This is a genomic window from Streptomyces sp. NPDC046308 (assembly GCF_055588065.1).
Genome location: NZ_JBVJFB010000005.1, coordinates 78,189 through 97,236, shown reverse-complemented (window position 1 = coordinate 97,236; position 19,048 = coordinate 78,189). Strand labels below are relative to the sequence as shown.

Sequence of the window (19,048 nt, the reverse complement as noted above, 5' to 3'; positions counted from 1 at the left end):
GACAGAGGGTTGTCGCCTGCGGCCCGGAGGCTGGGTGACCACGAACCGACCCTGGAAGGCACCCATGTCTGTGACGACGATCCCCACCACCGACTCCGCGCCGCTGACCCGGGAGGCCGGCACCCGGCTGGTGGAGGGCTGGACGGCGCTCTGGAACGGAGACCTCGCCCTCGCCGAACAGATCCTCGCCCCCGGCTTCCGGCTGCACTTCGCGGACGACTTCGACGGCACCGGTTCCGCCGCCACCTTCGGCCGGGACGAACTGACGGCGTTCATCTCGGCCAACAGCCTCGCCCTCACCGGCCTGACGTTCGCCGCCGACGCCGCACCGCTGGTCGACACCGAGCGCGGCGAGATGGCCTGCCGGTGGCTCGAAAGCAACACCGGCGGCGCAGACGTCGTCGTCAAGAGCGGCATCGACATGTTCGCGGTCACGGACGGCCGGATCTCCGCCGTGTGGTCACTGACCGGCAACCGTCGCTTCGACGCCTGAAGAGGCGTTCCCCCGGCCGTCACGGGACTCCCAGCGGACCTCGCCGTCCCGGAGCCGCCCGTTCGGGCGCAGTCCGCAGCGCGCGGCGACCACCGCCGAGGCGGCATGCTCCGGATCGGCCGGTGCGACGGTCCGCCTGTGTGTCGAGCATGCCCATCGGGCGAGCCTCGCGACCCGCGGCGCTCCCGGCCACCGGATTTCACCCACCCGGACAGGGCCGGACCCGCTAGCGGTCGGCCGTGCCGGGTTCGACCTCCAGGAAACGGCGCCGGCGCGGGCCCCGGTACAGGAGGCAGACCCACCCCAGCGGTTCCAGCACGGCCGCGCAGGCCGTCAGCCGCTCCTGTTCCTCCTCGGCCGCGCCGCCGCCCGGGGGCCCGAGCCAGGTCACGTGCACCCGCCCGGGATCCGGCGCGGCGGCCACCCGGTACCCCGTCCGCGTGCGCCGGCCCTCCGCGTCCAGTGCCGACGGGGTGATCCCCGACGCCTCCAGTACGAGGGCCACCGCGCGCGGCGGCTGCCGTACCTCCCACGGCGCGGGAACCGCCGTACCCGCCGGGCCGTTGACCAGACGACGGATCTGCAGCAGCCCCTCGTAGGCCGTCCGCAACTCGGCCTCCCGCCGGCCGGGTGGCGCGGCCGGGCCGTCACCGGTGGCGGGCTCGAAGCCCTGCCCGGGTACCGTCATCGGCTCACACCCTCCCGCTCGTCGAGCGCCCGGTGGGCTCCTCGCGCACCCGTCTGAGTACGTCGTGCCCAACGGCCTGAGTATCCGCCCCCATTCCCCGCCGGGCCGCCGCTGGTCGAATGGGGTCATGACTTCCGACGCCCCGCGCAGCGCGACCGTCCGTCCGCGCATGCAGCACGTGACCACCGCAGGCTCGGCCCTGGCCGTGGCCCTGGTCCCGCTCGTCGTCGGCGTCCTGTTCGCCAAGGCGATGGCCGCCGACCCGATGACCCCGGTCAACGCCCTGATCGCGGGCGGCGGCCAGCGCGCCGCCCTGCCGCGGGGCGAGTGGAAGCGGCGCGGCCACAGCACCCTGCGCAGGTTCCGTACGGTGCGGCGTGACACGGCCCGCCGGTGCGCCCACGTCTGCGGCCGCCGCCCCTGACGCCCCCGGGCGTCAGGGCCCGGCGAGGGGCTCCTGCAGTTCGGTGACCCACTGGTCCGGGTCCTCCGGGCAGGAGAGGGTCAGCTCCCGCGCGTACCCCGCCGAGCGGTGGCCGTGCGCGTCGATCCACCGCGCCAGGGCCTGCGCCGTGGGCAGTACGCCGTCCATCGCGCCCCGGTGGACCACGGTCGCGGCCCGCTCCACCCCGGGCAGCGTGACGATCCGCACCTCGCCCCCGAGTTCCTCGGCGCGGACGGAGGCCGCCACCGGAAGACCGGCGTGGACGAGGATCGCCGTTCCGGAATCGGCGCCCGGCGCGTCCTCGTAGTAGGCGGTGCCGGGACCGGTCGGGACGACCCCGGCCTCCTCGACGCGGCGGCACAGCTCGTCGTAGAGCTGGCCGATGACCGGTCCGATGTCCTGCGGGGCGAAACTCCCGGCCGTGCCGGTCAGCTCGGCGAGCCGGACGGGCGGGAGGCTCTTCACGACGATGTCGTCGGCAGGCATGGTTCCCTCGCTTTCGATGGTCCGGAGCCTCGCCTCGACCTGGAGCAGCCGGGCCGCCGCGGCGGCCATGGCGCCCTCCAGTTCCGCCTGCCGCAGCCGCAGCATGCCCCGCAACTCCTCCGCGCCCACGCGCTCGTCGAGGATCGTCCCGACCTGGTCGAGGCTGAACCCGAGTTTCTTGAGCGCGATGACACGGTTGAGGCGGGCGAGCTGCCCGGCCTCGTAGAAGCGGTAGCCGGTGAAGGGGTCGACACGCGCGGGGCGCAGCAGTCCGAGGGCGTCGTAGTGACGCAGCATGCGGACCGACACCCGGCCGTGTTTGGCGAAGTCTCCGATGGTGAACATGACGTGCTCCACTACAAGGTCTGACACAGGGAGAGGGTCAAGCCTCGCATCCGGCACGGGGACGGCCGGCGCCGGTACGGCGGCGGACCGCGGGAACGGTCAGCGGCCGTACTGCCGCAGGCACAGGTCGACGATGGACGGCGGTACGACCCCGTCCGCGGCCGCGCAGAGCTCGTCCATGCGCGCCGGCGGGGCCGGCGGGGCCGGCCGCCGGCGCGGGTGCGGATGCGCGGTCGCGGGCCCGGGCACCCGCGTCCGCCGGGGCGGCACGGCCTTGGCGCGGGTCCGTTCGCGCGACGGCTCGCGCTCCGGGCCGGAGCCCTGTGCCGCCGCTGGTTCCGGTTCCGGGTCCGGGTCCGGGCGCGGGTCGGTTTCGGGCGTCGCGGGCAGTTCCCCCAGGGGCAGTGCCAGGGGGGTGGGGAGCTCGGGCGCGTCGGCGGGCGGTACGGAGCCGCGTACGGGAACCGGAGCCGAATCCTGCGGTGCGACGGAGACACAGCCGGCGCTCGCGAGGAGCGCGAGGAGGGAGAGGGGCACGGCCCGGCGTAACTGCATCCGACCACCTTGCCGTACGGTTCGGCCAGCCTGCTTCCCCGCCTCACGCGTCCGGGTGACACGGCCCCCGTGGTTGCGGCCGAGGCGTGTGGGAAATTGGAACGGCAGTGCGGGTGACGGGGGAGGCGCGACCTCCGGCGCCCCGCGCCGTCGTGTCCAGCCCGCCGAACACCGTACGGAGTGCCCGTCCATGACCTCAGCCGCCGCGCCCGGCAGCCCCACGCCGCCCCCGCAGCCCCCGGCCCGCCCCGCGTCCCCGCCCCCACCCCCGCCCCCGGCCGCGTCCGTCCAAGACGAGGGGAGCGGACTCGGCTCGGGGAGCGGGCTCGCGCCGTGGAAGGGCTGGGCGGCCGTGTGCGCCGTCGCCCTCGGGATCTTCTGCCTCATCACCTCCGAACTGCTCCCCGTCGGGCTGCTCACCCCCGTCGGGGACGACCTGGGCGTCTCCGACGGGACCGCCGGGCTGATGGTCACCGTCCCGGGGCTGGTCGCCGGATGCTGCGCCCCGCTGGTCACCGTCGGGGCCGGCCGGCTCGATCGGCGGCTCGTGCTCTGCGTGCTCATCGCCCTGATGGCTGCCGCCAACCTCGCCGCCGCCCTCGCCCCTCACTTCTCCGTGGTGCTGGCGGCCCGTCTGCTGGTCGGCGTGAGCGTCGGCGGATTCTGGGCCATAGCGGGCGGGCTCGCCGTACGCCTCGTCCCCGCGCCCCAGGTGGCCCGGGCGACCGCGCTCGTCTTCGGCGGCGTTCCCACCGCCTCCGTGCTCGGCGTGCCCGCAGGCACCCTGCTCGGCGAACTCGGTGGCTGGCGCACCGCCTTCGCGGCCGTCGGCGCCCTCGGCCTCGTCACACTCACCGCGCTGCTCCTGCTGCTGCCCCCGCTTCCGCCGACCCGGCACATCACCTTCCCCGAACTGCCGGCCCTGCTCCGCGAGAACCCCGCGGTCCGGGCGGGGGTGATCGTCACGTTCCTGGTGGTGACCGGGCAGTTCGCCGCCTACACCTTCGTCCGGCCGATCCTGCGGGACGTCTCCGGGGTCGACGCCGCATACGTCAGCACGCTCCTGCTCGGCTACGGCGTCGCCGGTGTCGCCGGAAACTTCCTGGCCGGGACCCGTGACGCGTACCGGACCCTGCTCGTGGTCAGTTCCTCCCTCACCGCGATCCTCGCGCTGATCGCCGTCCTCCCGGGACCGGTCGCCGGCACCACGCTGCTGCTCGCCTGGGGACTGGCGTACGGAGGGGTCTCCGTGAGCGTGCAGCGCTGGATGATCAAGGCGTCCCCCGACGCGCCCGAGGCGGCCACCTCGCTGATGGTGGCCGTGTTCAACCTCGCCATAGCCGCGGGCGCGCTGTTCGGCGGTCTCGCCGTCGACGGCATCTCCGTACCCGCCGCCCCGCTCGGCGGAGCCGCCCTGATGCTCGCGGCCGCGTGCACCGTCTGGGCCACGGCGGTCCGCCGCGCCGACAGACGGGATGACCAGGCGGATACCGGACATCCGGCTTGACCCGGACCCCGCCGGAGGGAAAGAGTGCGCCGATCAAGAACCACCGCTTGAGCCGCACTTCGGAGATACGCCAGATGTCCCCATTCGTTCGCACTTCGCTCGCCCCGGCCACGGTCGGCGGTTCTCCGGCACTCGGCACCCCCGGCGTCCCCGCCACCGGTGCCCCCCTGGCTCCCGCCGCCCGGCGGCGCAGAGCCTGACCGGCCGGGTGGGGGCCGGCACCGCACCGCCGCGCCGGCCCCCGTCCCAGCCGGGGAGCCACCATGTCCCAGGACCCTGATGAGAGCGGGCTCGTCCCCGACGACCACCTGCTCGTACGCCCGTACGTCGGCCCCTCGGGCCATCCGACCCGGTCGGCGGCGTCGCCCGCCTGGCCGCAGGCCGGCCCCCTCGCCTTCCCCGGCCCGGCGCGCGGCCCACAGCCCGGTGACCCCGCCGCGGTCCCGGCCGCCGCCACCCCCGCAGGCGTGCGCGAAGCCGTGGACGGTGCGAGCGGCAGCCGCAGTCGACTTCCGCTGGCCGTCGGCACCCTGCTCGCACTCGCCGTGGCCGGAGGCCTGGTGCTCCTGCTGGACGGGTCCGAACCGGAGCCGTCCCGGGCCGGACGGCCTCCCGAGCTGTCCCTGCCCGCGCTCCCGGCGCGCAGCCCGGACGCCGGCGCCAGCGGGAAACCCGGGCCGGCCGTGTCCGCTCGGGCCGGGGCGTCCCCGGCCTCCGCGACGGCGAAGCCTTCCGAGAGCGCGAAGGCGAGCGAGGGACCCGAGCCGACGCGCTCACCGAGCGCGTCCGCGGCGCGAGCGTCGAGTGCCCCCGTGACCCTGCGGATGGGGGACAAGGGGCCCGAAGTGCGCGCGTTGCAGGAGATGCTTTACGGCCAGGGTTTCACGTACGTCTCCGTCACCGGCGTCTTCGACAGCCAGACCAAGCGCGGCGTCAGCCAGCTCCAGCGCGACCGGTCCATCAAGGGCGACCCGCCGGGCGTCTACGGGCCCGCCACCCAGGCGGCCATGAGGTAGCGCCGCCCGCCCCTCGGAGGCCGACCGGCGGCTTCCGGAGGCCACCGGCGGCCTCCGCGCCCGACGGTGCTCAGCGCCCGCCCGCGACCCGCAGCACCGTTCCCGTCGTGTACGAGGCGTCCGGGGACAGCAGCCAGGCAATGGGTCCGGCGATCTCCTCGGGCCGGCCGGGCCGCCCGAGCGGGATTCCGGCCGCGGCCCGTGCCGGCCGGTCCGGATCCCCCATCGCCGCGTGCATGTCGGTCTCGATGATGCCGGGAGCCACGGCGTTGACCCGGATCCCGTCCGGGCCGAGCTCCTTGGAGAGGCCCACGGTCAGCGCGTCGGTGGCCGCCTTGGTCGCCGCGTAGTGCACGTAGTCCCCGGGGCTGCCGAGGGTGGCGGCCGCGGAGGAGACGTTCACGATCGCCCCGCCACCGGACTCCGCCATGTCCCGGGCGGCCCGGCGGCAGCACAGCAGGTACCCGAGGAAGTTCACCTCGACCACTCGTCGCAGGTCCTCGGTGCGGGCGTCGGCGAGCCGGCCGAGCGGGCCGGTCACCCCGGCGTTGTTGACCAGGCCGGTCAGCACGCCCAGTTCGGCGCCGGCGATGTCGAAGAGCCGCTCTACGGCGCACTCCTCGGAGGTGTCACCGCGTACGGTCACACAGCGCGCCCCGGTGGCCCGCACCCGTTCGGCGACGGCCTCGGCGGCCGACTCGTCGCGGACGTACGCCAGCGCCAGGTCGTGCCCGTCGGCGGCCAGCCGCAGCGCGGTCGCCGCACCGATGCCCCTGCTGCCGCCGGTGACGACGGTGACCGGGCGAGGAAGGGGACGTGACACGGGGGCCTCCTGCGGAGCGTGGAACAGAGCGCGCGGTGCGGCAGGTTAACACCGTCATAATCGCTGGACCAGCGAAAATGGCGCCCGGAGAGTGATCGTCACCGACGCGCCGCAGGACCGGCACGTCGTCCGCGTCCCTGACGACTGCAGGAGCCGTCCATGTCGACCTTGAGAGTCACCGCCGAAGAGCTGACCGTCCACGAGCACCCGAACGCCGACGCGTTGGAGCTGGCCCAGGTGGGCCTCTACCGCGCCGTCATCGCCAAGGGCGCCTACCGTACGGGCGAATTCGCGCTCTACATACCCGAACAGGCCGTGCTGCCCGCCGAGCTGATCGAGGAGCTCGGCCTCACCGGACGGCTGGCCGGGGCCTCCGCCGACCGGGTCAAGGCGGTCCGGCTGCGCGGCGAACTCTCGCAGGGCCTGGTGTGCCGCCCGCGCGCGCTCGCCGACGTGGACCTCGTGCAAGCGGCCAAGGAGGGCACGGACTTCGCGGAGCTGCTCGGCATCACCAAGTGGTCCCCGCCCATCCCCACCACCATGAGCGGCGACGTCGAAGCCGCCGCCGACCTGATGCCGTGGGTCGACATCGAGAACCTCCAGCGCTACCCGCACATCTTCGAGCCGGGCGAGCAGGTCGTCCTCACGGAGAAACTGCACGGCACCGCCTGCCTGTTCACGTACGTGGTCCAGGAGGAGCGGTCGATCGTCTCGTCCAAGGGATTCGGCTCGAAGGGGCTGGCGCTCAAGGAGGACGAGCGCAACCTCTACTGGCGGGCCGTACGCGGCCACGGCGTGCCGGCCGTCGCCGCGGCCCTCGCCGCCCGCCTCGGCGCCACCCGGGTCGGCGTCTTCGCCGAGGTGTACGGCGCCGGCGTCCAGGACCTGGCCTACGGGACCGACGTGCGCACCGCCGACACGCCACCCGGATACGCCGTCTTCGACGTGGCCGCCGAGATCGACGGACAGGTGCGCTGGCTGGACCCGACCGCCGTCCTGACGGACGGGGAACTGCCGCTGGTGCCCAGGCTGTACGAGGGCCCGTACGACCTCGACACCGTGCTGGAGCTGGCGAGCGGCCGCGAGACCGTGTCCGGGCGGTCCGTGCACCTGCGCGAAGGCGTCGTCATCCGTCCCTCGACGGAACGCCACAGCCCGGTCGTCGGCGGCCGCGCCATCGCCAAGGCGGTCAGCCCGGCCTACCTGACCCGCAAGGGCGGTACCGAGTACGAGTGATCGTCCGGCGCTCCTAGCATGATCCGATGTCCTGTTCCGATGCCTTGTCGAGGGCGCTCGACACCCCGGGGGAACCGCTGCTGCGGCCCCTTCCGCCCACCGTGTCCACACTGTTGCGCGCGCTGGCCGCCCCGCCCCGGCTGGCCGCGCACCTGCGGCTCGTGCACGACGTCGCGTACGAACTGGCCGACTGGCTGGCCGGGCACTGCCCCGGTCTGGCGTTCGACCGGGAGGCGGTGCTTTTCGGGGCGGCCACGCACGACATCGGCAAGACCGTCCACACGGCCGAACTCAGCGGGCCGGGCTCCGCGCACGAGCCGGCGGGGCGGGAACTCCTGCTCGCGCACGGGTTCACACAGGGGCAGGCCCGGTTCGCCGCGACGCACGCCGCGTGGGGCGAAGACGGTGTGACCATGGAGGAGTTGCTGGTCAGCCTCGCGGACAAGGTGTGGAAGGGCAAGCGGGTCCAGGACCTGGAGGACCTGGTCGTGGACCGCCTCGCCGCGGCGACCGGAGCCGAGCGCTGGGAGGCGTACCTGGAGCTGGACGGGGTGCTCGGGCGGGTCGCCGAGGGAGCGGACGGACGGCTCGACTTCCAGGCGGCCTTTCCCGTCCACGGGTGACCGCCCGCGTCTGACCGGCCGGTCCGTGTCGGCCGGGCAGTGGTGTGGGGCCGGACCGGGCCGAGCAGTGGTGTGGGCCGGGCCGTGGGGGACGCGCCGCGCCGCGTTCGCCCCGCATCGTGGGGCGGGCGCGGCGTGCGTGGTGGGATGGACCGGGGGGTGGGTCCACCAGCACACGGAGAGGTCGGGTACATGTCCCAGTCGGGCCGGAGCAGCCAGGAAACCATGCGGGCGATGGCGTACGAGACGTACGGCGGGACGGAGGTGCTCTCCGAGATCCGGCTGCCGGTGCCCAAGTACGGCCCGGGCGAGGTGCTCGTCCGGGTGAAGTACGCCGGGGTCAACCCCGTCGACTGGAAGATCATGTCGGGCGGGCTCGACGCCCTGATGGACGTCGTCTTCCCCGTGATCCCCGGCTGGGACGTGGCCGGCACCGTCGAGCACGTCGGCATCGACGTCCCCGAGTACGCCGTGGGCGACGAGGTCATCGCCTACGCCCGCAAGGACTACATTCACGGCGGGACCTTCGCCGAGTTCGTCACCGTGCCCGTACGCGCCCTCGCGCGCAAGCCCGCCTCGCTGACCTGGGCCGAGGCGGGCGGGCTCCCGCTGGCCGGGCTCACCGCCTACCAGCTGCTCACCCGCCTCGGCACCGGCAAGGACGACACGGTCCTCATCCACGGCGCCGCGGGCGGTGTCGGCTCCCTCGGCGTGCAGATCGCCCGCGCGCTCGGCGCCCGCGTCATCGGCACCGCCTCCCCGCGCAACCACGACCGGGTGCGCGAACTCGGCGGCGAACCCGTCGAGTACGGAGACGGGCTCGCCGAGCGCGTCCGCGCCCTCGTGCCCGACGGGCCCACCGTCGTCGCGGACTTCGTCGGTGGCGTCGGCGGGGTCACCCGGGAAGTGCTCCACGACGACGGCCGGCACGCCTCCATCGCCGACCCCAGCGTGCTCGGATCGGGTGGCGAGTGGATCTGGGTCCGCCCGGTCGGCAGCGACCTGGCCGAACTGGGCCGGCTCGCCGACGCCGGACAGCTGAAGGTACCGGTGGCCAAGACCTTCCCGCTGGCCGAACTCGCCGCGGCTTTCGAACTCAGCCAGGGCGGCCACACCCCGGGAAAGATCGTCATCGAGGTCTGATCCCGCCCGCAGGACGGTCCAGGGGTCAGGCCAGGTCCGGCACCTCGCCGCAGGCCGCCCGGGTGACCTCGACCCCCCGCAGGCCGGCCCGCCACGGGCCGGCCAGCGCGGCCAGGGCCGCCGCGTCCGGCGGAGCGGAGCCGAGGCCGATCGCGTAACGGGCCAGGCCCGGGGCGGACTCGAAGGGGCGCGGCCAGGCGTGCGCGTCCGTGACACCGGCCTCCTCCAGCGCGCCGAGCAGCGCCCGCAGCCGTCCCCGCACGCGGCCCAGGGTCTCCTCGAACTCCCCACCGGGCGCGCGTACGGTCACCACCGCCCAGGCGGCGTGCCGGCGGTGCAGCGGCGGCGGGGCCACCAGGGCTCGGCCGGCGCCGCCGGGGTCGGCCTCCAGCAGCTCCCAGGCCCGGTACAACTCCTGGACCAGCAGGTCGCGCAGGCCCGCCCCCACCTGGGCGGTGCAGCTGCGCACCGGCTCCGAGGGCGTGAGCACCGTGACCGGGTCGAGGAACGCGGCCGGGTCCGGGCTGCCCACCGCGACCTCGTCCGGCCTGCCCGCCGCGGCCGGGTCATGCCCGCCCTCCGCGGCCTGATCGGCCGTCGCCGCGGTCGACGGCAACAGCGCGACCGGCTCCCGCCAGTCCCAGGCGGCCCACCGGCCGAAGAACTCCCGCAGCAGGTCGTCCGGGGCCCGTGCCCCGGCCTCCTGGACCGTACGCGCCGCGAGGACCGCCCAGGCCAGCCCCGGCAGCCCGCCGAACGGCGCCGAGTCCAGCCCGCGGGCCCGCGCCCACGCCTTCACCTCCCGCGCCAGCCGGGCGAAGGCGGCGTGCTCGGCGCTCACCCGCTCCCGTACGGTGTCGGCGTCGCTCACTGCGCTCAGCGCGACGGCGGCCGCCTCACCCAGCTCGGCCCGCCGTGCTACCGCGTGCGCGGGATCCAGTCCCTCGGCGGCCACCGTCACCAGGTCCACCGGCAGCGTCCCGACGCGGAACCGCAGACCCGGCACCCGTGCCCCCGTCACCTCGCGCAGCGGCCCGGCCTCCGGCAGGGCCGCCGCCAGCCGGTCCCGTACCGCGGTGACCTCGTCCGGCCCGGGCAGCACCGCGACCAGGTCCAGGTCGGCCTCCGGCAGGGCGCAGCCCATCCGGCGCGATCCGGCCAGGTGCACCTGAGCCCCGCCCAGGGCGGCCCGGACGCGGGCGGTGACCTCCTCGGCCAGGTCGGACCCGGACCCACGACCGCGCGCCGCACCCCCGTCCCGGGCCGGCTCCGGCTCCCAGCGCACCTCGCCCGTTCCCAGCGCCACCGTCGCGCGGACCCGCATCGGTCCGTCCCCGCGCCGTGAGAGCACCGCCAGTTCCCCGACCCGCGAGGGCATGCCCTCCCGCAGCCGCGCCGTGAACTCCGCGACCGCCCGCTGCGGGTCCTGGCTGCGCCCGAGCGTCAGGTGCGGGGTGTAGCCCTCGGCGCGCCCCCGGCAGCCTGGGAACCGATCCGTCAGCGCGCGCCGCAGTTCCTGCCACGGCTCCTCTCCAGCGGCCGCCGGGTCCAGCCAGAGGGTGGCGTCCTCACGGTGCCCGAAGCTGTGCACGCCCTCCAGCAGGACGTCGAAGGGCTCCGTCCCGGCGGCCGCTTCGGCCAGCAGCGGCAGGGCCTCGTCGAAGGAGGACTCCGGCACGAAGCCGAAGAGCAGGTTCACGTGCGCGGGCCAGCGGCCGGCCTGCGGGTCGTGCCGTTCGCGCACCTCCCGTACCGCCCCCGGCAGCTGCGGCGGCAGCCACGCCACCGCCGTGCGCGCGGTCGCCGGTACGTCGAGCCGCGCCGGCCCGCCGTCGGGCGCCCCGAACTCCACGGTCGCCTCGACACCGAAGTGGTCGGAGACGAACAGCCCCTCCGCGGCGGGCGCGTCGCCGCGCAGCGCCGCCCGCGTCACCCGCGCCTCCGTGGACCCGAGCAGGATCCGGTCCAGCCGGGCCGCCCGCCCGGACAGGGAGCCCACCGCGGCCAGCGGGTTGGCCGCCGGATCGAAGGTCGGCGTACCGTCGGCCGCCCCGTGTACGTCGCTCCAGGCGTCCCGCATGCCGAGCGCGGCCGCGGGCCCCTCGGCGCCGTGGCGGCCGTCGTTGAAGTCGCCCAGCAGGGCCACGGCGGCCTCGATGCCGCCCAGGCCCTCCGCGAGCCGGGCCAGTTCGGCGTCCCGCCGCAGGTGCCCGTTCTCGGTGTGGTCGCTGGTCAGGTGTGTGGCGGCGACGACCAGGGCGCCGGCCGCGGTGTCCACGGTCACGGCGGTGACCGCCTTGTGCCTGCCGAGCAGGTGCATGCCCGCCTCCCGCACCGGCAGCCGGCTCAGTACCAGCAGCCCGCACTCGGCGACGTCCCGGCCGCCGGGATCCGTACCGAGGGTGTAACCGGCCCGCACCCACGGCGCCGCCAGCAGCATGCCGACCAGCTCGGGCTCGACCTCCTGGAGGGCGATGACATCGGCGTCGGCGGCCGCCAGCTCGGCCAGCAGCAGCGGCCTGCGCCGGGCGGTGGCGATGCGCGGGGCGTCGTACCGGTCCCAGAGCGTGTTCCACGTCAGCAGCCGCACCGCGGCGGGGCCCGCCGAAGGGCCCGGGGACGGCGGCGGCGTCGCGGGCCGCCAGGCGCCGCCGGCCGGATCCCACGCGTACGGGGTGCGCGCGGTGAAGAACGGCGCCCGCAGCAGGCGCGGATCGCGGACCCGCCCCGCCGCGCTGACATCGATCCGGTCCAGGCCCGTGGCCCGGTCCCAGACGAGTTCGCCGTCCGCCTCGACGAACAGCACCCGGTGCCAGGGGATGTCGCCGCCGGGCACGAACGAGGGCAGCGGAACCCGCTTCGGCGCGGCCCCGCGCTGGAGCAGGCCGAGCACGAACCGCGCCGGATCGAACCGGGGATCCCAGCGGACCTGGTGGTATAGCTGCTCACTGGTGCGCATCAGAACTCCCGCAGATCGGATCCGGGCCGTCCGCGAGGCCGCCCGCCGTGTCCTCGACGGCCCCGCCCCCACCGATGTACCACGTACGGTGCGCCTGGCCGGCGTACGGGGGGCTGAACCGGTGCAGCTGGGAGGCCAGCACCTGATCCGGCACCGGGTGCGTGCGCACGGTGTTGCGGCGCAGCAGCTCCGGCTCGTCGACCAGCACCACGGCGTGGGTGACCAGGGCGTCGCGGCGCCGCGCGACCGAGCCGGCCAGGCCGCGCTGCTGATCGGTGAGCGAGGTCGCGTCCCACACCACGGTTGCGCCGCGGGCGAGGGCGGCGTCGAGTCGGTCCAGGCCCTGGCTCAGCACGTCCGCGTTGGCGCGCTGGTCCGCGCGGGAACCCCGGGCGGTGCGCAGGTCGTCAAGACTGATGTACGCGTCCACGCCGGGCAGGCCGCGGCCGAAGGTGCTCTTCCCGCTGCCCGAGGGGCCGCTGAGCTGTATCAGTCGGGGAAACGTTCCGTCCCGCCACTGCCAGGTCGCCGCCACCGCCTCCTCGACGCCGGCGCAGCCGGCTGCGGAACCCCGGCCGAGGCGGGCGGCCCCGATCCTTCCCTGCCCGAACGCGCGCCGGGCCTCCGCCCAGCAACGGTCCGCCGCCTCCGCGTCCAGCCCGGCCAGGGGCTCCCGCAGCGCGGTGCGCAAGGCGTCCAGCGGGTCCTGGCCGCCGAGCAGCCCCGCCTCCTCCGCCCACAGCGCGGACCACTCCACGCACTCCCGCGCCTCCGGCCCGTCGGCCAGCGCCCCGGCGAGCGCGTGCAGCACCCCGAGATCGGCCGCCGTGGCCATCCGGACCAGCCCGGCCCGCCGGTCCGAGTCGGGGAACGGCCGCTGCACGTACGGGTACAGGCCCACCAGGTCGGCGACCCGGCGCGCGAGTCCCATCCCGGCCGGGCCGGCCGCGAGCCGCGCCGCGATCCGGCCGCGCGGCTCGCGCCGCAGCAGGGCTGCCAGTACGCCGACCAGCCGGTCCTCGCCGCGCCGCGCCGCCCCGTCGATCCGGGCGGTGATCTCGGCGAGATCACCGGACGCGGCCTCGTCCACACCGGCGCCATCGGTCCCGCGGATGCCGCCACCCGCCCCGACGGCGGCGGCCAGCCCGGCCGCGTCCGGCTCGGCCCCCGAGCGCACCGCCCACAACGGCGCCGCCGGACCGAGCCCGTTGGGCACGACCTCGGCGAACATCCAGTGCGTATCGGTCTGTACGTGCCCGGCCCGCACCCACTTGGCCACGCACCGCCCGAAGTCCTCGCGTGCGAAACCGGCCGCCGTCCGCACGACGTAGCCCTCCTCACGCGCGGTGTCGAGCTTCAGCTTGCGCAGCGTGCGCGCGTCGAAGGTGCCCCGCCAGAGCACGCGCGGCGTGGGCACTCCGAGGCCCCGCAGGAACCGTACGGTCCGGTCCCAGTCCAGGCAGTGGTCCCCGTCCCACACCGAGAACCCGTAGAACCAGCTGTCCAGGTCCTCGTACGGGATCGAGTGCCGGGCGTACAGGTTCTCCCCGCACACCCGCCAGCCGGCCGGAATCCCCGGGCCGATCCTGCCCTGGAGGCCCTTGACCCAGGCCCGCGACGGATGGTGCGCCGAGTCGAGCGAGCGGGCGTGCAGGCCGTCCGCGTACAGGGTGGTGTTCTCCCCGTCGAGCTTCTCCGTCACCACCACCTCGCGCCCGGCCAGCCCCTCCAGCCCGAGCGCCCGGACGTCGTCCGCGGAGGCCCCGGGGGACCAGGGCAGGTGCGGCGTACGGGGATAGTGGGTGCGCATGATCCGCTCCTGCTCGACGATGTGGTGCCTCGTCACTGTAGGTATCCGGAGCAGACCCATCCACCCAATAACCGCACGGGCGAGGCGGGACCTGCGGGGCGCTCAGTAGCCGACGGTGAACCGCCGGCCCGCGTGCGCGTCCAGCTCGATCTCGTCGAGCACGGCGACGGCGCAGTCCTCCGTCGAGATCCGGCTGCGGCCCTCGTCGTCGACGACCAGGTCGTCGATCGCCAGCCGGTACGTCCCCGTTCGCTCGCCCGGAGCGATCTGCGCGGCCGGGCTCAGACAGGTCCAGTGGACCTCCTCCACGGGTACGGTCCGCAGGAAGTCCAGCGCGTCCCCGTGGGCGTGCATCAAGGCCAGCAGGGGCTCGGGGACGCCCGCCCGGTCCCAGACCAGCGGGCCGCCGGGGGTCCGCAGCGAGCCCGCCCCGCCGACGACCACCACCCGCGGCCGGGGCGTGTCCGTGCCGAGCGAACGCACTCCGCCGATCAGCGACTTGGCGGCGGCCACGAGGACGGCGGGGTCCCCCGAGCCGGGACCGACCGCGCTGATCACCACGTCCTGCCCGGCCGCCGCCCCGGCCACGGACGCCGGGTCGAGCACGTCGCCGCGCACCACCGCCGTGGCCCCGCCGCCGGAATCCGCGAGCTTCGCGGGATCACGTACGACGGCGGTGACCTCGTGGCCGCGCCGAACCGCTTCGCGCAGCACCTGCGCTCCGATGCTGCCGGTCGCGCCGAAGAGGGCGATCTTCGCCATGGCCACTCCCTGGGGACGAAAGGCTGTACGGAACCCCGTCCGAGCCCCGCCCCACCCATCCAACCGAACCACTCCACCCCCCCCGGTCAGCCAGGCCGAAGCCACTCGGATGATCCGGCCCGGAGGAGCCGCGAGAACGCCCAGACCGCCGCTACCGGTTCGGCCGAGACGACGGGGGAGGGAAGAAGGTCGAGGGGCCGGCCGTGCGGTGGTCGGCGGCGTTCATGATGAACCGTACGCCGGTGCCCAGCGCGCAGCGCGACACCGGCTCGGGCTGGGACTGTGGTGGCGGCGGCGCGGGCAGACGCACGGGTGACCTCCTCCCCGGGACCGGCTCCCGGAGCGGATTCGGGCGATCGAACATACGATGGGCGGGAACCGGGGCGGGCGGCTCGCCGTGTCCGCCGGTCCAGGCCGTCGTGGGAGACGTATGGCAGAGGTCGCCGACCCAGCACGGACCGTCATCCTGACCGTGGACGACGATCCCGGGGTCTCCCGCGCCGTCGCCCGCGACCTGCGACGTCGCTATGGCGCCGGGTACCGCATCGTGCGCGCCGAGTCCGGTGCGTCCGCCCTGGAGGCACTGCACGAGCTGAAGCTGCGGGGCGACCTGGTGGCCGTGATCCTGGCCGACTACCGCATGCCGCAGATGAACGGCATCGAGTTCCTCGAGCAGGCCCTGAACGTGTACCCGGGCGCGCGGCGCGTGCTCCTGACCGCTTACGCCGACACCAGCGCGGCCATCGACGCGATCAACGTCGTCGATCTCGACCACTACCTGCTCAAGCCGTGGGACCCGCCGGAGGAGAAGCTCTACCCGGTCGTCGACGACCTGCTCACCGCCTGGCGCTCCAGCGACTACCGGCCGGTACCCGCCACCAAGGTGGTCGGCCACCGCTGGTCGGCGCGCTCCTCGCAGGTGCGGGACTTCCTCGCCCGCAACCAGGTGCCCTACCGCTGGTACTCCTCCGACGAGCCCGAGGGACTGCGCCTGCTGGAGGCGGCCGGGGTCGACGGGCAGCGACTGCCCCTCGTGATCACCCCCGGGGGCACCGTGCTGGTCGAGCCGGAGGCGCCGGACCTGGCCGCCCACGTGGGGCTCGCGACGACGCCGACCGCCGAGTTCTACGACCTCGTCGTGATCGGCGGCGGCCCGGCCGGGCTCGGCGCGGCCGTGTACGGGGCCTCCGAGGGGCTGCGTACCGTACTCGTCGAGCGGTCGGCCACCGGCGGCCAGGCCGGGCAGAGCTCCCGCATCGAGAACTACCTCGGCTTCCCCGACGGCGTCTCCGGCGCCCAGCTCACCGAACGCGCCCGCCGCCAGGCCGGCCGGTTCGGCGCCGAGCTCCTCACCGCGCGCGAGGTCACCGGGCTGGAGGTCAACGGCCCGGCGCGCGTCGTCCGCTTCTCCGACGGCTCGTCGGTCGCCGCGCACAGCGTCATCCTGGCGACCGGCGTGTCGTACCGGCAGCTCCAGGCACCGGGCTGCGCGGACCTGACCGGCCGGGGGGTGTACTACGGCTCCTCGCTCACCGAGGCCGCCTCCTGCCAGGGCTACGACGTCTACATCGTGGGCGGCGCCAACTCCGCCGGGCAGGCCGCCCTGTACCTGGCGCGGGGCGCGAAGTCGGTGACGCTGCTGGTGCGCGGGGAGTCCCTGACCGCGTCGATGTCGTACTACCTGATCCAGCAGATCCAGGAGGCGCCGAACATCTCGGTGCGCACCCGGACCGTGGTCGAGGCGGCGCACGGCGAGGAGCACCTGGAACAGCTGGTGCTGCGGAACGTGGACAGCGGCGCCACCGAACGCGCCGACGCGCAGTGGATGTTCGTCTTCATCGGCGCGGCTCCGTTCACCGACTGGCTGGACGGCACGGTGCTGCGCGACGAACGCGGCTTCATCCTGGCCGGACCGGACCTCACCGCGGACGGACGGCCACCGGCCGAGTGGCCGCTGGACCGGCCGCCCTACCACCTGGAGACCAACATTCCCGGCGTGTTCGTGGCCGGCGACGCGCGGGCCCGGTCCGCGAAGCGCGTCGCGTCCGCCGTCGGAGAGGGAGCCATGGCCGTGATGCTCGTCCACCGGTACCTGGAGCAGTCATGAGCGGGCCGGCGATGCCCTGCAGCCCGCAGGAGATCGCCTCGCTGTTCCTGTTCGAGAAGCTCTCCCCGGAGCAGCTCGGGCGGTTGTGCGCCGAAGGGCGCGTGGAACGGTTCGAAGCCGGTCCCGTGTACACCGAAGGCGACCCGGCGACCTGCTTCTACGTGATGATCGAGGGCACCGTCGTCCTGTCCCGCCGGGTGGGCGGCGACGACGTCGAGGTGAGCCGGACCTCGCAGCGCGGGGTGTACGCCGGAGCCATGCAGGCCTACCTGGGCGACCGGGTGCCGCAGACGTACACCAACTCGATGCGGGTGACCGAGCGGACGCGGTTCTTCGTGCTGCCCGCCCAGTCGTTCGCGGACTTCATGCAGGAATGGTTCCCGATGGCCGCCCACCTGCTGGAAGGGCTGTTCTTCGGGGCGAAGAACACCCAGCGGGCCATCGGCCAGCGCGAACGGCTCCTGGCCCTCGGGTCGTTGTCCGCCGGACTCACCCACGAGCTCAACAACCCGGCGGCGGCGGCCGTCCGGGCCACCGCGACCCTGCGCGAACGGGTCGGCAAGATGCGGCACAAGCTGGCCGTCATCTCCCAGGGCGGCTACTCCCGCGAGACCATCGCCGACCTCATCGAGATCCAGGAACGCACCGTCGAACGCGTCGCCAAGGCACCGGTGCTGAGCCCGCTGGAGGCCTCCGACCGGGAGGACGAGCTCACCGACTGGCTCGACGACCACGGCATCCAGGAGGGCTGGCGGATCGCGCCGACCTTCGTACAGGCCGGACTGGACACGGACTGGCTGGACCAGGTCGCGGCGACCGTGGCGGAGGACATCCTGCCGGCGGCGATCGGCTGGCTCAACTACTCGGTCGAGACCGAGCTGTTGATGGACGAGATCGACGACTCCACCACCCGCATCTCCCACCTCGTGGACGCGGCGAAGCAGTACTCGCAGCTGGACCGGGCCCCGCACCGGGTCGTCGACGTCCACGAACTCCTCGACAGCACCCTGCTGATGCTGTCCGGGAAGATCGGGCGCCGGATCCGGGTGGTCAAGGACTACGACCGTTCCCTGCCGGACGTGCCCGCCTACCCGGCGGAGCTCAACCAGGTGTGGACCAACCTCATCGACAACGCCGTCTTCGCCATGGGGAGCACCGGCGGCGAGGGCACGCTCACGGTCCGCACGGCGCGCGAAGGGGACCGGCTGCTGGTGGAGTTCCGCGACACCGGGCCGGGCATCCCCGCGGACATCCGCACCCGCATCTTCGATCCCTTCTTCACCACGAAGCCGGTGGGTGAGGGCACGGGTCTGGGTCTGGACATCTCCTGGCGGATCGTCGTCAACAAGCACCACGGCAGCCTTCAGGTCGAGTCCGAGCCCGGCGACACCCGATTCCAGGTGCTGCTGCCGCTGACCGCACCGGAAACCGAGAACGAGAACGAGAACGAGGCCGACAGCGCAGCCGAGAGCGAAGCCGCTACCGAGACCGAGACCGAGACCGAGACCGAGAGCGAAGCCGAGACCGCCGAGGAGCCCGTATGACCGACATCGTGGGAATCGACCCGAGCGTCCCGCCCACCGGTACCGGATGCGCCGACTGCGACGCGCTGGGCGGCTGGTGGTTCCACCTGCGGCGCTGCGCCCAATGCGGCCACGTCGGCTGCTGCGACTCGTCGCCGGCCCAGCACGCCACCGCCCACTGGAAGTCCGCCGGTCACCCCCTCGTGCAGAGCTTCGAACCGGGCGAGGACTGGTTCTGGGACTACGACCGCGACGAGATGTACGAATCCGGGCCGGCGCTGGCGCCGCCGGACTGCCATCCCGCTGACCAGTCGGTGCCGGGACCGGCCGATCGGGTCCCGCCGGACTGGATGCAACGGCTCCACCGCTGAAGGCTCGCGCCCGCCGGCATGCCGAGGACCGCGAGACCGCGGGACCGCGCACGGCGTCGGCCCCGGCCGGCCGGGCGGGGCCGACGCTCCCGCCGGCTGCCGGGGCTGTGAGCGAAGCCGCGCCTTCCGTGGGGGAAGCGCGTCGCACGCGGATCC

The 19,048-nt window shown here is 74.6% G+C and carries 17 protein-coding genes; 10 read left to right on the top strand and 7 right to left on the bottom strand.

Annotated elements, in window-relative coordinates; translation table 11 throughout:
* Positions 1-64: 64 nt before the first annotated feature.
* A complete protein-coding gene (locus tag ACZ6JT_RS21070; protein WP_469211745.1) occupies positions 65-493 on the top strand; it encodes a hypothetical protein in 429 nt (142 codons plus the stop codon).
* Between the two features lie 226 nt (positions 494-719).
* Here ACZ6JT_RS21070 and ACZ6JT_RS21065 read toward each other — a convergent pair whose 3' ends face one another.
* Entirely contained in the window at positions 720-1,181 is a 462-nt protein-coding gene (locus ACZ6JT_RS21065; protein ID WP_469211742.1) for a hypothetical protein, read from the bottom strand.
* A gap of 127 nt (positions 1,182-1,308) precedes the next feature.
* Here ACZ6JT_RS21065 and ACZ6JT_RS21060 point away from each other — a divergent pair, with 127 nt between their 5' ends.
* Positions 1,309-1,605, top strand: coding sequence for a hypothetical protein (locus ACZ6JT_RS21060; RefSeq protein ID WP_037806522.1), 297 nt, complete (start codon positions 1,309-1,311; stop codon positions 1,603-1,605).
* A gap of 12 nt (positions 1,606-1,617) precedes the next feature.
* Here ACZ6JT_RS21060 and ACZ6JT_RS21055 read toward each other — a convergent pair whose 3' ends face one another.
* A complete protein-coding gene (locus ACZ6JT_RS21055) occupies positions 1,618-2,457 on the bottom strand; it encodes a MerR family transcriptional regulator (protein WP_469212546.1) in 840 nt (279 codons plus the stop codon).
* Between the two features lie 99 nt (positions 2,458-2,556).
* Positions 2,557-3,012, bottom strand: a complete 456-nt coding sequence (locus ACZ6JT_RS21050) for a hypothetical protein (RefSeq protein ID WP_469211740.1) — start codon at positions 3,010-3,012, stop codon at positions 2,557-2,559.
* A 190-nt stretch (positions 3,013-3,202) separates the two neighbouring features.
* On the opposite strand from ACZ6JT_RS21050, the gene ACZ6JT_RS21045 reads away from it, so the two are divergent.
* Positions 3,203-4,519 (top strand): MFS transporter, encoded by a 1,317-nt coding sequence (locus tag ACZ6JT_RS21045; protein ID WP_469211738.1) that lies wholly within the window; start codon positions 3,203-3,205, stop codon positions 4,517-4,519.
* 263 nt (positions 4,520-4,782) lie between these two features.
* On the top strand, positions 4,783-5,535 hold the full coding sequence (locus ACZ6JT_RS21040; protein ID WP_469211737.1) for a peptidoglycan-binding domain-containing protein: 753 nt from the start codon (positions 4,783-4,785) through the stop codon (positions 5,533-5,535).
* A 70-nt stretch (positions 5,536-5,605) separates the two neighbouring features.
* On the opposite strand, the gene ACZ6JT_RS21035 is transcribed toward ACZ6JT_RS21040, so the two are convergent.
* Positions 5,606-6,358, bottom strand: coding sequence for an SDR family NAD(P)-dependent oxidoreductase (locus ACZ6JT_RS21035; protein ID WP_469211735.1), 753 nt, complete (start codon positions 6,356-6,358; stop codon positions 5,606-5,608).
* A gap of 159 nt (positions 6,359-6,517) precedes the next feature.
* Here ACZ6JT_RS21035 and ACZ6JT_RS21030 point away from each other — a divergent pair, with 159 nt between their 5' ends.
* From ACZ6JT_RS21030 to ACZ6JT_RS21020, 3 genes are all read left to right on the top strand, one after another.
* Positions 6,518-7,594, top strand: coding sequence for an RNA ligase (ATP) (locus ACZ6JT_RS21030; RefSeq protein WP_469211733.1), 1,077 nt, complete (start codon positions 6,518-6,520; stop codon positions 7,592-7,594).
* A 26-nt stretch (positions 7,595-7,620) separates the two neighbouring features.
* A complete protein-coding gene (locus ACZ6JT_RS21025) occupies positions 7,621-8,217 on the top strand; it encodes an HD domain-containing protein (protein WP_469211731.1) in 597 nt (198 codons plus the stop codon).
* Between the two features lie 225 nt (positions 8,218-8,442).
* A complete protein-coding gene (locus ACZ6JT_RS21020; protein WP_469212544.1) occupies positions 8,443-9,360 on the top strand; it encodes an NADP-dependent oxidoreductase in 918 nt (305 codons plus the stop codon).
* A 25-nt stretch (positions 9,361-9,385) separates the two neighbouring features.
* Here ACZ6JT_RS21020 and ACZ6JT_RS21015 read toward each other — a convergent pair whose 3' ends face one another.
* The 3 genes from ACZ6JT_RS21015 to ACZ6JT_RS21005 all read right to left on the bottom strand — a co-directional run bounded on the left by ACZ6JT_RS21015 (position 9,386) and on the right by ACZ6JT_RS21005 (position 14,891).
* Positions 9,386-12,319, bottom strand: a complete 2,934-nt coding sequence (locus ACZ6JT_RS21015) for a poly(A) polymerase (protein WP_469211730.1) — start codon at positions 12,317-12,319, stop codon at positions 9,386-9,388.
* Positions 12,306-14,129 carry an RNA ligase family protein gene (locus ACZ6JT_RS21010; protein WP_469212542.1) on the bottom strand — a complete coding sequence of 608 codons (1,824 nt, stop codon included), beginning with the start codon at positions 14,127-14,129 and terminating at the stop codon, positions 12,306-12,308. Before ACZ6JT_RS21010 ends, ACZ6JT_RS21015 begins: the two co-directional genes overlap by 14 nt.
* Before the next feature lie 102 nt (positions 14,130-14,231).
* Positions 14,232-14,891 carry an NAD(P)-dependent oxidoreductase gene (locus tag ACZ6JT_RS21005; protein ID WP_469211728.1) on the bottom strand — a complete coding sequence of 220 codons (660 nt, stop codon included), beginning with the start codon at positions 14,889-14,891 and terminating at the stop codon, positions 14,232-14,234.
* Positions 14,892-15,321: 430 nt separating this feature from the next.
* Between ACZ6JT_RS21005 and ACZ6JT_RS21000 the strand changes: the two genes are divergently transcribed.
* The 3 genes from ACZ6JT_RS21000 to ACZ6JT_RS20990 are packed head-to-tail and all read left to right on the top strand — an operon-like array spanning position 15,322 to position 18,892.
* Positions 15,322-16,998, top strand: a complete 1,677-nt coding sequence (locus ACZ6JT_RS21000; protein WP_469211726.1) for an NAD(P)/FAD-dependent oxidoreductase — start codon at positions 15,322-15,324, stop codon at positions 16,996-16,998.
* Positions 16,995-18,542 carry an ATP-binding protein gene (locus ACZ6JT_RS20995; protein ID WP_469211725.1) on the top strand — a complete coding sequence of 516 codons (1,548 nt, stop codon included), beginning with the start codon at positions 16,995-16,997 and terminating at the stop codon, positions 18,540-18,542. The genes ACZ6JT_RS21000 and ACZ6JT_RS20995 overlap by 4 nt, the downstream gene beginning before the upstream one ends.
* Positions 18,539-18,892, top strand: a complete 354-nt coding sequence (locus ACZ6JT_RS20990) for a UBP-type zinc finger domain-containing protein (RefSeq protein ID WP_469211724.1) — start codon at positions 18,539-18,541, stop codon at positions 18,890-18,892. Before ACZ6JT_RS20995 ends, ACZ6JT_RS20990 begins: the two co-directional genes overlap by 4 nt.
* The last annotated feature ends 156 nt before the right edge of the window (positions 18,893-19,048 follow it).